Source organism: Streptococcus mitis SK575, from assembly GCF_000257865.1.
Lineage (GTDB): Bacteria > Bacillota > Bacilli > Lactobacillales > Streptococcaceae > Streptococcus > Streptococcus mitis_CQ.
The window spans coordinates 1-13,350 of record NZ_AICU01000038.1; the positions used below are offsets into that span (position 1 = coordinate 1).

At 40.1% G+C, this 13,350-nt stretch carries 9 protein-coding genes and 1 other RNA gene; 2 read left to right on the plus strand and 8 right to left on the minus strand.

Features of this window, described 5'->3' with window-relative positions:
* From HMPREF1048_RS13580 to HMPREF1048_RS05915, 8 genes are all read right to left on the minus strand, one after another.
* On the minus strand, positions 1-3,550 hold a 3,550-nt coding region (locus HMPREF1048_RS13580), incomplete at its 3' end, for a Rib/alpha-like domain-containing protein (RefSeq protein WP_000273827.1).
* 675 nt (positions 3,551-4,225) lie between these two features.
* Entirely contained in the window at positions 4,226-4,915 is a 690-nt protein-coding gene (locus tag HMPREF1048_RS05890) for a response regulator transcription factor (protein WP_000518034.1), read from the minus strand.
* An 11-nt stretch (positions 4,916-4,926) separates the two neighbouring features.
* The gene (gndA, locus tag HMPREF1048_RS05895; RefSeq protein ID WP_000158778.1) at positions 4,927-6,351 is read right to left on the minus strand and encodes an NADP-dependent phosphogluconate dehydrogenase; all 1,425 of its coding nucleotides are present in this window, start codon (positions 6,349-6,351) and stop codon (positions 4,927-4,929) included.
* Positions 6,352-6,426: 75 nt separating this feature from the next.
* Entirely contained in the window at positions 6,427-7,836 is a 1,410-nt protein-coding gene (mapZ, locus tag HMPREF1048_RS05900) for a cell division site-positioning protein MapZ (protein ID WP_000039294.1), read from the minus strand.
* 12 nt (positions 7,837-7,848) lie between these two features.
* Positions 7,849-9,006 carry a THUMP domain-containing class I SAM-dependent RNA methyltransferase gene (locus HMPREF1048_RS05905; RefSeq protein WP_000711406.1) on the minus strand — a complete coding sequence of 386 codons (1,158 nt, stop codon included), beginning with the start codon at positions 9,004-9,006 and terminating at the stop codon, positions 7,849-7,851.
* Positions 9,007-9,090: 84 nt separating this feature from the next.
* Positions 9,091-9,471: RNase P RNA component class B (gene rnpB / locus HMPREF1048_RS12625), an RNA gene on the minus strand.
* Between the two features lie 20 nt (positions 9,472-9,491).
* The gene (gene gpsB / locus HMPREF1048_RS05910) at positions 9,492-9,833 is read right to left on the minus strand and encodes a cell division regulator GpsB (protein WP_000146530.1); all 342 of its coding nucleotides are present in this window, start codon (positions 9,831-9,833) and stop codon (positions 9,492-9,494) included.
* A 69-nt stretch (positions 9,834-9,902) separates the two neighbouring features.
* Entirely contained in the window at positions 9,903-10,430 is a 528-nt protein-coding gene (locus tag HMPREF1048_RS05915) for an SLOG family protein (RefSeq protein ID WP_000205369.1), read from the minus strand.
* Between the two features lie 66 nt (positions 10,431-10,496).
* On the opposite strand from HMPREF1048_RS05915, the gene recU reads away from it, so the two are divergent.
* Entirely contained in the window at positions 10,497-11,093 is a 597-nt protein-coding gene (gene recU / locus HMPREF1048_RS05920) for a Holliday junction resolvase RecU (RefSeq protein WP_000248764.1), read from the plus strand.
* The gene (gene pbp1a / locus HMPREF1048_RS05925; RefSeq protein WP_001041859.1) at positions 11,090-13,270 is read left to right on the plus strand and encodes a penicillin-binding protein PBP1A; all 2,181 of its coding nucleotides are present in this window, start codon (positions 11,090-11,092) and stop codon (positions 13,268-13,270) included. The genes recU and pbp1a overlap by 4 nt, the downstream gene beginning before the upstream one ends.
* The last annotated feature ends 80 nt before the right edge of the window (positions 13,271-13,350 follow it).

The window sequence follows — 13,350 nt, forward strand, 5'->3', positions numbered from 1 at the left end:
TCGTTTCATCTTTACCTGTGAATGTTAAATCTGTGTTTTCTCCTGTGTAAACATAGATTTGACGTTTGGCAGCATTTGAGTATGGAACTTCAACTGTTGGAGCTACTACTGCAGTTTCTTTAGTTACAAATTCTGACAATGGTTTCTTATCTTGAGAACCATCTTTATAAGTAACTACTAAATCATTTCCTACCTTCTCGATAGTTTTTATTTTAGCATCCTTATCCTCAACATTTTTACCTTGGTCTTTTGCTAAGTTTGCATCATTATTAGTTTTAGAAAACTCAATTTTAAGTTTTTCTTTAACTTTAGCAAATTCTGCATCTGTTACTGCAGATGGATTAGCTACTACTACTTTTTCAGTTTCTGCTGGTATTGTAATATCATATTTTTGAGTTTGTGGCTTAAGCATGACGCGGAATGAACCTGGATCAGTTGCATTTGAAGAACCTACTGCTCTATTTTCGATAGATGCTCCATCAGCATCAGTTGCAGTAGCATAACGCCATCCTAAAGCCATACCTTGTGGGTTCTCTCCTTTAGTTGCTGCATCTAAGGTTTCTTGTTTCAAACCATCTGTTGCTGCTGGAGTACCTCTATAAGTAATCACCGCTGGATTTGTATCTGTTGCTGGTGTCTCAGCAGTAATTTTATTCGCTGTATATCCATATTGAGCGTTAATTTTATTTTCTTCACCTGCAACTGGTTTAAATGGTTGGTTTCCTCCACCGTTTACAGTAGCACTTGCAATTTTTCCACTATCATCTTTGAATTTGATATCGAATGAATTTTCTTCTCCACCATATACATAAACTTCTTTAGTAGCTTTATTTGAGTATGGAATTTCTACTGTTGGAGCTACTGCTGGAGCTGCTGGGGTTGTTGGATTAATTAGATATGCTGCTGCAATCTTATCTTTTGATCCATCAGGATAAGTGATAGTAAGGTTACCCTTTTCATCTACACTGTATTGTGAATCTGCTGGAAGACTTGGGTTAGCAGCTTTAACAGCGGCGATGACCTTGTTCTTGTCATCTTCACTAAGATTATTAGAATCCGAAACATCTAGTTTTGTACCTGCAACTGGCTCATATTTCTTAGCAGTCTCAAGAACATTTACTATAAGTTCTCTGTATATCGTTGTTGGTTTATCTCGATTCTTCGCATGAAAAATAACACTTGTACTTCCTGCTGGCTGGTCCATTGCAACAGTACCACTATATTTAGCATCACGTTGTCTAATCGTAGCTCCGTTTGAAGATCCTAGGTATCCCCCTGATGGCAATACGCCTTTTATAGCTGTCGCATTTTTCTCAACCGAAAATTTCTCTAAAGCTGTAGCTTGAGCTACAACATCAACATCAATTTTATCACCAGGATATACTGTAATTTCTGACCTACTTACCAATAGTCTAGTATCATCATTACCAGTCACGCCACCATCCTTAACAGTCACTGGTGAGGCTGTAACCGTAATCGGTGCACTCTTAGCTGACTCTTTACCACCTACTGGTGTTGAAGTCGCTGTAATCTCTCCTGCTGGAAGACTGTTTGTAGGGTGAACAGTTGCTACACCTTGGGCATTAGCTACAGCTTCACCGATTACGACACCATCTGTGTTGTAAAGCTTAACAGTTGAACCTGCTGGTGCTTTAACTGTCACATCAGCTGGAGTACTTGCTTTGCCTGCCAAATCATTGACAATTTCTGGACCTCTAGTCTCTGCCTCTGCTGCTGGTTTGTTAGTCGCTGCACCTGCCGCTGGCGTGCTTGGTTTTGGTGCTTCTGGTTTTGGAGTAACTGGCTTAGCTGGTGCTACTGCTTCTTTTTCAACAATTACTTTTACAGGAACTTCTTTTGTAGATGTATCCGGGTAAGTTACAACTACTGTTGCTGGTTTTTCACCTGGAGTTTTTGTATCAACTGTATCCTTGTACTTAACTGTTGTTCCTTGTGGAAGAGTGTCAAAGTTTCCAATTGATTTTGTCGCATCTGGTTGTTGTCCAGCTTTTACAGTTTGATTTTTCGCTGTTGGTTCAGGGGAAACATCAGACTGCCACATTTTCACAGGGTTAGTTGCAATGTTGGCGAAACCTGCATTGGCACCAGCAGTGGCGCTACGCATCATACCAAACACAACCTTCATATCTTTTAACTGTTCGTTAGTTGTTGTTTCAGGAACTGCAGTTCTAAAACTCCATACATAGCCATCATACCCTGAACCACCCGTAGTCGAACGATCCACAATCAAACGTTTGTCATTCAAGGCAGCACCGTATACTAACTGTTTAGTTCTCGGAGAAGAATCAGACGACGCACTCTTGAAATATCTGTCCTCCTGACCGGCAAGTTTTTCGATGGAACGGCCATAGAGAGTACTTTCCCAACCAGATGCCAGAGCAAAGGTATCTTTTTTGTCTAATGGTAATCCAGCAGCTGTAGCTGGTGCTGGATTTTCAAACGTTACAGAATTACTCAACGCTGAACCATCAGGTTTTATACGTTGAACTTTTCCATTTATAAATTTAGGGTTGATTGGAGAGTTATATTTTGCACGTGTAATGCTAGTTGGCATATTAACTTCTGCAGGAATTTGGATGAAATTTCGATATACATCTCCTCCATCTGTATTATACGTATTAGCTAGATTTTCTGCATGATCATTATAAAAGACAAGCCAATCTAATGAAGTAATCTTCCCACTATTGTCTTTATTATATTTAACTTTATAATTTGTAACTCTAGAAACTACATTAACAGCGTCATCTGTAGACGTGTATCTATTAACATCATTAAGGATATAGGCATCACTATGACCATTTGCGGCTGCATTTGTACCTTCTGAATAGGCAACTTCCGCTCTAAAAGCATTATTTTTATCTAATGCTTTACCGTTACGTGGGTCGTTAGATCCTGTGTTTTCGATTGAGTTAGATTCTGATTTTTTCTCAGTATTTTCTGCTTTTTTACCTACAGTTTCTTTTCCGTTAGTAGTGTCTACTGCTGGTGTTTCTTTTTTCTCTACAGGTTTATTTTTTAATTTAGTGTTAGCTGTAGTTACAAGTTTATTGTAAGCTTTTGTGATTTCATCTTGAGTTGTTGCGTTTGCTAATGTAGCTTTTGCAGCTTCTAAGTCAGCTTTTAATACCGCAACACTCTCTTCTGTTTTGTTATCATACGTTCCGTTAGCTAATTTTGCTTCGATTTCTGCAATGTAGTTTTCAAGTTTAGTTTTATCTAAAGCTTTAACTTCTTTTGCAGTTTCTCCATCAAGTTTTGCAGCTACTGCTGGTGTTCCAGCAACTTCTGGCTTGTTTTCTGCTACAGCAGGTGCCTCATAAGTTCCTGCTTCTCCACCGTACCCAGGCTTAGCCTCCTCAGCTTTTGAACCACTCTCTACAGTCGTTTCCTCTGCCGTGTTTGCATGGACCATTTGAGTAGCTAAGCTAGCTCCGACCGCAAAAACAAGAGAACAACCGAATAGGAAATGCTTTCCTTTTTTGATCATTCTCCAGTTCTTTTGCTCTGCATTTTTACGATTAAAATACATTACATTTTCTCCTTTTGATTTCTAAAAAATAGCATGTAATACACATACACATACACATACACATACACATACACATACACATACACACACACATACACATACACATACACATACACTCAACATTATAATTTATATAAGCAGATTTGTCAATTATATTAATTATTATTTATAATTTTCCATTATTTTCAGAATATTCCAGGATTTAAAGCATTTATTATATTATAATGTTTCAATAAAAATGAAATACCTCTTTTCTTCAAAACTATGATAAATTCCATTTTTTGAATACTTATAAAGAATATATTGATTTCACCTACAGCTAACTCATCTCTTTTGAGTGTCAAAAAGTAGAGAACTATGAAAGTAAAGCTTATCAGATACCAATACTCTTCGAAAATATCTTCAAATCACGTCAGCTTCCATCTGCAACCTCAAAACTAGTGTTTTGAGCAACCTGCAGCTAGCTTCCTAGTTTGCTCTTTCATTTTCATTGAGTATAAACTATGGTCAATAAGAAATCATTCTCTCTGACCATCTCTTTGAAGCATTACAAGCCGTCTAGGGACCTGCATTTTTGCCTCATCAAAAAAAGCCCCATACTATCTGTTATTCAGGAATTCCCACTACAGATAGTATAGAGCTCAAGCAGCAGTTACAAAAACTGCAACTGCTTTTCTATTCTTGCATGGTGTAACCGACACCACGCACGGTTTTAATGTAGCTTTTTTGACCTTTTACATCAAGCTTGCTACGTAGATAACGGATATAGACATCCACGATATTTGTTTCGGTCGCACTTTCATACTTCCAGACACTTTCCAACAACTGCTCACGAGTCAGAACTTTCTTGCTTCCCATAAGAGTAGCTAAAAGGTCATACTCACGACGGGTCAGAGCAATCATCTCCTCACCACGATAAACAGTATGATGCTCTACATCCATACGCAGATTGCGGTAAGACGTTGGAACCTTCATCTGACTACAGTGTTGGTCTATAAAGTCCCGACCTCGGAAAATCGCTGAAATACGAGCTACCAGATTCTCAATAATAACTGGCTTATAGATGTAAGAAACGGCAAAGCGTTGGATTGTCTCAATCTGATCTTGCAATTCTTCGCGATGGTCCAAGACCATTATCACTGAAGCTGGCTTAGTCCGACTCAGCTTCTCTGCAAAATCCTGTGCTGTCATATCCCCCAGACGAGCATTCAATAAAATCAAGTCATAGTCTGTCTGAAGAGCCGTGGAGAGGGCTTTTTGCCCCTCCTCAACCTGATCAACTCGGTATTGCTCTTTTTGGAGTTCCAAACTTAAAAAATGAGCTAGATTTCGTTCTTTCTCAAGTAATAAAATCCGTTTCCCCATGGCAGACCTACTTATTTTTCGTCATACCAAGAGTAGTGGAATGTTCCTTCTTTGTCTTTACGTTGGTAAGTGTGGGCACCAAAGTAGTCACGTTGCGCTTGGATCAAGTTAGCTGGAAGGTCAGCTGAACGGTAGCTATCAAAATAAGTAATAGCTGCTGAGAATGTTGGTACTGGTACACCAGCTTGAACAGCAAGAGCTACGATATCACGCACTGCTTGTTGGTACTTAGCAGTAACATCCAAGAAGTACTCATCCAAAAGAAGGTTCGCAAGGTCTGCATCACGATTGTAAGCATCTGTAATCTTTTGCAAGAAACGAGAACGGATGATACAGCCATCACGCCAGATAGATGCGATGTCTGCAAATGGCAAGTTCCAGTTGTTTTCTTTAGAAGCTACACGCAATTGAGCAAAACCTTGTGCGTATGAAATGATTTTTGAGAAGTAAAGGGCTTGACGGATCTTTTCAATCAACTCAGCCTTGTCTCCTTCAAATTTGAAGGCAGCTGGTTTTGGAAGAACCTTGCTAGCATGCACACGTTCTTCTTTGTAAGTTGAAATGTAACGAGCAAATACTGACTCAGTGATGAGTGACAATGGCACACCAAGGTCAAGTGATGATTGACTAGTCCATTTACCAGTTCCCTTGTTACCTGCAGCATCAAGGATGTAGTCTACGATTGGTCCATCTTGACCTTCGTCGTCTTTACGGCTCAAGATATCAGCTGTGATTTCGATCAAGTAGCTGTCTAATTCGCCCTTGTTCCACTCAGTAAAGATTTCAGCCATGTCTTCTGCAGAAAGGCCAAGCAAGTGTTGCATCAAGTCATAGCTTTCTGCGATTAATTGCATATCCCCATACTCGATACCGTTGTGAACCATTTTTACATAGTGACCAGCTCCATCAGGACCGATGTAAGTCACACATGGTTTACCATCTTCTGGTGCTTTAGCTGAGATTTCTTCGAGAACATCCGCAACCAATTCATAGGCTTCTTTTTGTCCACCAGGCATGATAGAAGGACCTTCAAGAGCTCCTTTTTCACCACCAGAAACCCCAGTACCGATAAAGTTGATACCTGAGTTTGCCAATTCTTCATTACGACGGATTGTATCTTTGTAGAAAGTGTTTCCTCCGTCGATCAAGATATCACCCTTGTCAAGGTGTGGAAGAAGGGCTTGGATAGTAGCATCTGTACCAGGTCCAGCTTGAACCATGAGCATGATACGACGAGGTTTTTCGATTGAGTTTACAAAACTTTCAACGTCATAGCTTGGTACAAAGTTCTTTTCAGGATGGCAAGCAATTACATCTTCAGTTTTTTCTTTACTACGGTTGTAGATAGCAACTGTGTAACCACGAGATTCAATATTAAGGGCAAGGTTACGACCCATTACGGCCATACCTACGACACCAAAGTTAGCTTTTGTCATTTGACACTCCTCTTGTTTAATTTGTTTTATTTTATCATTTTTACTTTTGAAAAGAAAGAATTTTGTAACGGCTACTTAGAAGTCCAAGTCATCCGCATGTCCAGAACCATTTCCAACAAAGTATCCTGTCTTACAGTTAAGGGTAAAGAGATAGGTTCCATCTGGCTTATAGAGGTTGTAATAACCATTGCCATTAACGATATTGACACGTTCAAGGATGTATTGGTTACCAGTGATATAGCCACGTGAACGTGAAGTCGCTAGAATTTGTTCTAAGACACCATCTGCAAAATCCCAGGCAGAGTTGTTACTATCATCAATAGCAGACTGATTATAGGCAACACGACTAGCACTTCTTTGAACAGCAACTCCTGCACTCGAGAGACCCATATTGACTTCACTACGAGAACTTCTAGTTTCATTTGATGCCGTATTTGAACTACTTGGTTTTGTCTCACTAGTCGCATTTGAACTTGCTTGACTTGAACTGCTAGTTTGACTTAAACTTGAGCTAGAAACACTTGTTTGCTGGCTCTTACCAAGGCTAATAGCCTTATCTAGCACTTTATCAATCTCAGTATTGCCAGTTTTAATATCCGTAAATTTAGCATCCGATTTGACTTTGGCATTGGTATCCAAAACACCATCAACAATAGCTGGTTTTTCAAATTGTGCATTGACATCTTGAATGGCCTTGATTTGCGTTGCTAGACTATCATACTTCGATTTGGCAAGGGTATGTTCACGACTACCTTCCAGCTTATCAAGCAAGGTCTTCAGTTGACTCAGTTTATCAAACTGGCTATTTTTCAAAGCCGTTTTATTGCTATCTGTATAAAAGGCATCGTATTGGCTATTAAAATCTTCTAAAATCGGCTGAATATTCTGCTCGCTAGACGATGATTGAGAAGTTTGGATTTCCTGTGTTGAGCGATTCACTTGACGATAAACATAATAAGCAGTTCCAAGGATAAGAACCGCTAAGGTTACCAGAATCCCGTAAATCAACCATTTCTTCTTACTTTCTCCATCTTCACTATCCGGAACTCGAGAAAGTATTGGAACCTCTTCTCCTTCAAACAATTGTACTTCTTCAGTCTCAAATTCTTCAACAGGGAGAACTTCTGAATCGCGTGTGAATTCTAAATCATCGAACTGACTCAAGTCATCTTCTGGTACTGAGGACTCATCTTCTGTTGCCTCACGAATCTCTTGAAGTAAGTCATCAAGAGTAGAGGTAACAGCTTCTTCTTTTTCGACTAACTCCTCTTTTTTGTATTGACGAGTCGCAAACTTATCTGCTTCGATTTCATCTTTATGTTGCTTGACATACTTGTCTAAGATAGAATCTTCAGGCAAGACTCCTGCTTCCACTTCTTCATTTTTACGAATCGCTTGACCAACTGTTAGCTCTTTTGCTTCATCAAAATCAAATCGCGATTCTTGGTTTTCTTTTTTATGACGATTCCGTCTTTTCTTACTCATGAGTATCCCTTTCTATTTTAACTCTTGACGTTTGACACGCTGACCAAAATATTGATACAGATCCACTTTCAAGGTTCCGTTGTATAACTTACGCTTCTTATCTGCTTGGCTACCATACTTACTTTCAAAGGCTTCATCACTAGTCAGGATAAATTTGCTCCAAGTTTTCAGTGGTGCAAATACCTGACCCATCTCAGCATAGAGCTTGGTCACCCCTGCATCATCTGATAAACGTTCCCCGTAAGGCGGATTGGAGATAATCACACCATTGATTTTATCGGAACGCAAATCCTGCACGCGCATCTGCTTAAAAGTAATGTCTCCTGCAACACCAGCTGCCTGAGCATTGGCCTTAGCAATTTCCACCATACGCGCATCGATATCACAGCCCATGATATCCAGTTCCAGCTCACGGTCTACTTTTTTAGCCGCCTCTGTGCGCACTTCTTGAATCAAGCGGTCGCTGACCCAATTCCATTCCTCAAATGCAAAAGAGCGACGAAGACCAGGCGCCATCTTTCTGGCAATCATGACAGCCTCGATACAAAAAGTTCCTGAACCACAGGTCGGATCAATCAAAGGCTTATCTGGATACCAGTTAGAAAGTTGCAAAATAGCTGCCGCCATGTTTTCCTTGATAGGGGCTCCCCCTTTTTCGGTACGATAACCACGTTTAAAGAGGCTAGACCCTGTCGTATCAATCATGACAGTTGCCACATCTTTGAGAATAGAGACCTCAATCTTAAACTCTGGGCCATTCTCCATCAAAGGAACACCTTCTGGACGGGCGTAGTGTTTTTGCAATCTCTTGACAACAGCTTTCTTAGAAATAGCCTGTACACTTGGCTCATTGTGAAGTTTGGACTTAACACATTTTGCTTTTGAAATCGGGAACCGAGCTCCAAGTGGTAAATAATTTTCCCAGTCTAAAGCGAAAACTCCCTGAAACAACTCTTCAAAAGTCTTAGCTGGGAAGGTTCCTACGATAATTTTGATACGATCTGCTGCCCGAAGCCAAAGGTTGGTTTCGATAATCGCTCTCACGTCTCCTTGAAAACGAACACGTCCATTTTCAACCTGACAATCGTAGCCCAGCTCTCGTACTTCTCGTCCTACAACAGCTTCAAGTCCTGCTGCCACAGTTGCAATTAAATTAAATTCTTTTTTCATGTTACAGTCTTGCAAGACCTTTCTATATGTCCACTTTAAAAAATGAGGTTGAGAAAATTTCTCAGCCCCAACCTATATGCAATTTTCTATAAGCCATGTTTTGTTCCAGAAGTGACTAGGACCACTTCCTTCGATAATCATCTGTCTACCACTAACAGCTCTAGCTGATAGCAGTCAGAATACTACGTTCGTTTCCGCGTACTCCATGCCCCGACCAAAATTTGGGTTGCTAGCTTGAGGGGTTTACCGCGTTCCACTCTCTCTGTTTCCAGAAAGACTCCGTCACTGTGGCACTTTCAAGCCTACTCTGGCCTATCCAAGGACTTAGCCATTTCAACTGCCGTAACGATTTCTCGTCCCTAGGCTTATGGTTTCGCCTAGCACAAACACTACAGGCATCACAGCCTGTGCTAGCATGGACTTTCCTCATGAGAAGCAATTCTCCTCACGCGATTATCCAAAAATTGCATGTAACAAGACCTGAATTACAAATCAGTATTGTCTAAAATTTGTTTACCGAATACTTCTTTTTCAAGACGATTCAAGCGTTTCAAAATATCAAAATTCGTCATAGAAGATGAAGCAGCCACATCAATTGGATCTGGGTGACTAGGACTTGGAGCCGAGCTCACTTGCGGTTTACGAGCTAATTCTTCCTTCAAATCCGCAATCTCCTGACGAAGTGACTTGACCAAGGCGGCATAGGTTTCATAATCCTTGATGACATCGTCTAAAAACTCATCAACTTCTACCTTACTATAGCCTCGGACTTCACGTCCAAACTCTTGTTCAAAAATATCTTTAGCTGAAAAAATAATACTTGCCATGTCTCTCTCCATTCTCGCTTGCTAGTATTATTATATAAAAAAAGGCAAACAAAAATCAAGGTCAAAGCTTCAATTTTCGGAAAAATTTTCAGCAAGTTCATTTAATTGATCAAATGTTAATCTCTTTATAAAATAGTCCTCTTGATTTTTCATCTTTTGGTAAAAATAAGCTAGTTTCGTCTTATTTTCTTCATCATAAAAAAGATAAGAACTATTCGTATTTTCCAGTAAAAACTGCTGGTAATCTCTTAGCTGCCCCGCGTGTTCATAGCGAGGATAAGCATATTTGACAAAGTCTACCTGCTTAAAACGGCTCAGTTTCAGCTGATTGGCTTCATTCCAATTTTCCCCATGGGTTTCAAAAGCAAAAATGGTGGCCAACTGAAAACCATATTCGGTTTTCATCTCCTGAGCAACCTCTAAAACCCAATATTCAAAGCCTAAAGTCCCTGTAAATACAAGCCAAGACACCCCATCTGCTGCCATATCCTCTAAATCTTTACGTATCGCTTTTTTAATCAATTTCAGACGAGAATCCTTGTCAGAAAATAAACCCAAATCAAAAGCAGAATATCCCAAAACCAAAGCTGTAGTCATTTTTAACCCTTTCTGTGTAAAATTATGGTATAATAGAGTGATGTTATTGTACCAATAAGGAGAATTATGGTCAACTATCCTCATAAAATTTCATCCCAAAAAAGACAAGCCTCTCTTTCTCAATCCAAAAATTTCGCAAATAGAGGAATGTCTTTTGAAAAGATGATCAATGCTACCAACGACTACTATTTGTCTCAGGGATTGGCAGTCATACACAAGAAACCGACTCCTATTCAAATCGTACGAGTGGACTATCCACAACGAAGTCGTGCCAAGATTGTTGAAGCCTATTTTCGACAAGCTTCAACGACAGACTATTCTGGCGTTTATAAGGGATATTACATCGACTTTGAAGCCAAGGAAACAAAACAAAAACGTGCGATTCCGATGAAAAATTTCCATCCACATCAGATTCAGCATATGGAACAAGTCCTTGCCCAACAAGGAATCTGCTTTGTCCTTCTTCACTTTTCTTCTCTGCAAGAAACCTACTTATTGCCGGCATTCGATTTGATTCGCTTCTATCATCAAGATAAGGGACAAAAATCAATGCCACTTGGATATATTCGAGAATATGGATATGAAATCAAGGCTGGTGCCTTCCCTCAAATTCCCTATCTCAATGTTATCAAAGAACATTTATTAGGTGGTAAAACAAGATGAACAAACAAACTATCCTGCGAATAGCTAAGTATGTGAGTATCTGCTTCTTAACTTTATTTATCACAGCAGTTATGCTGGGAGGAGGCATATTTCTCTATTACGTCAGCAAAGCCCCAGCCCTATCTGAGAGCAAATTAGTCGCAACCACGTCTAGTAAGATTTTCGATAGTAAAAACGAACTGATTGCCGATCTGGGCTCTGAACGCCGAGTAAACGCTCAGGCCAACGAAATTCCTACTGATTTGGTCAAGGCTATCGTATCGATTGAAGACCATCGTTTTTTCGATCATCGCGGTGTCGATACCATCCGAATTATAGGGGCCTTTTTACGTAACTTACAAAACAACTCCCTCCAGGGAGGATCTACCCTTACCCAACAATTAATTAAGTTGACCTATTTCTCAACTTCCACTTCTGATCAGACCATTTCACGTAAAGCCCAGGAAGCTTGGTTGGCTGTTCAATTAGAACAAAAAGCAACAAAACAAGAAATTCTGACCTACTATGTGAATAAAGTTTACATGTCTAACGGAAACTATGGAATGCAGACGGCTGCCCAAAACTATTACGGCAAAGATTTGCGAGAACTATCACTACCTCAACTTGCCCTACTAGCAGGAATGCCACAGGCTCCGAATCAATACGATCCCTATTCTCATCCAGAAGCTGCTCTAGAGCGTCGTAACTTGGTACTTTCAGAAATGAAGGGGCAGAAATATATCAGTGCAGAAGATTACGAAAAAGCTATTAATACGCCTATCACTGACGGTCTTCAAAGCTTGAAGTCAGCCAATAGTTACCCAGCCTATATGGACAACTACCTCAAAGAAGTAATCGACCAAGTCGAACAAGAAACAGGCTACAACCTTCTTACTACAGGTATGGATGTCTATACAAATGTGGACAAAGATGTCCAACAACGACTCTGGGATGTTTATAACACCGACCAATATGTCACTTATCCTGATGACATGCAAGTAGCTTCGACTATTGTAGATGTATCTAATGGTAACGTTATTGCACAACTTGGTGCTCGTCATCAAGCAAGTAATGTTTCATTCGGCACCAACCAGGCTGTGGAGACCAATCGTGACTGGGGTTCTGCTATGAAACCAATCACTGACTATGCTCCCGCTTTAGAATATGGAGTCTATGACTCTACTGCTTCTATTGTACGTGATGTTCCTTATAACTATCCTGGCACTGATACTCCACTCTACAACTGGGATCATGTCTACTTTGGAAATATTACAATCCAGTATGCTCTTCAACAATCACGAAATGTCACAGCCGTTGAGACTTTGAATAAGGTCGGTCTAGATAGAGCTAAAACCTTCCTTAATGGTCTTGGTATCGACTATCCAAGTATGTATTATGCAAACGCCATTTCAAGTAACACAACTGAATCCAACAAACAGTACGGTGCAAGTAGTGAAAAAATGGCTGCTGCTTATGCCGCCTTTGCTAATGGTGGTATTTACCACAAACCAATGTATATCAATAAAATCGTCTTTAGTGATGGTAGTGAAAAAGAATTTTCTGATGCTGGTACACGAGCTATGAAAGAAACTACTGCCTATATGATGACCGAAATGATGAAAACTGTTTTAGCTTACGGAAGCGGACGGGGTGCTTACCTACCATGGCTTCCACAAGCAGGTAAGACAGGTACTTCTAACTATACTGACGACGAAATTGAAAAGTATATCAAGAACACTGGCTACGTAGCTCCAGATGAAACGTTTGTAGGTTATACTCGTAAGTATTCTATGGCTGTATGGACTGGTTACTCAAATCGTTTAACTCCAATTGTTGGAGATAGTTTCCTAGTTGCTGCTAAGGTTTATCGCTCAATGATATCGTATCTATCAGAAGATGACCAACCTGGAGATTGGACGATGCCAGACGGCCTATTCCGAAATGGAGAATTCGTCTTCCAAAATAGTGCCAAGAACACATGGAATAATTCAGTAACACAACAAACACAAACGGTAGAAACTCCAAGCACAACAGCTGAAAGTTCAACTACACAGGCAAGTACGACGGTTGGTCAACAACCACATAATGCCCCAGCAACTGATCCTAACCAAGGACAAGCTGGTCAGGCTGTTCAACCGACACAACCAGTACAACCAACGCCACAAAATCCACAAGTTCAACAGCAACCACAACAGTGAGATGAAAGAAAATCCTGAGAATAAAAACTCAGGATTTTTTCTACAAAAAATTAGCTTCATCATCTCTGAAAGTGAAGGTA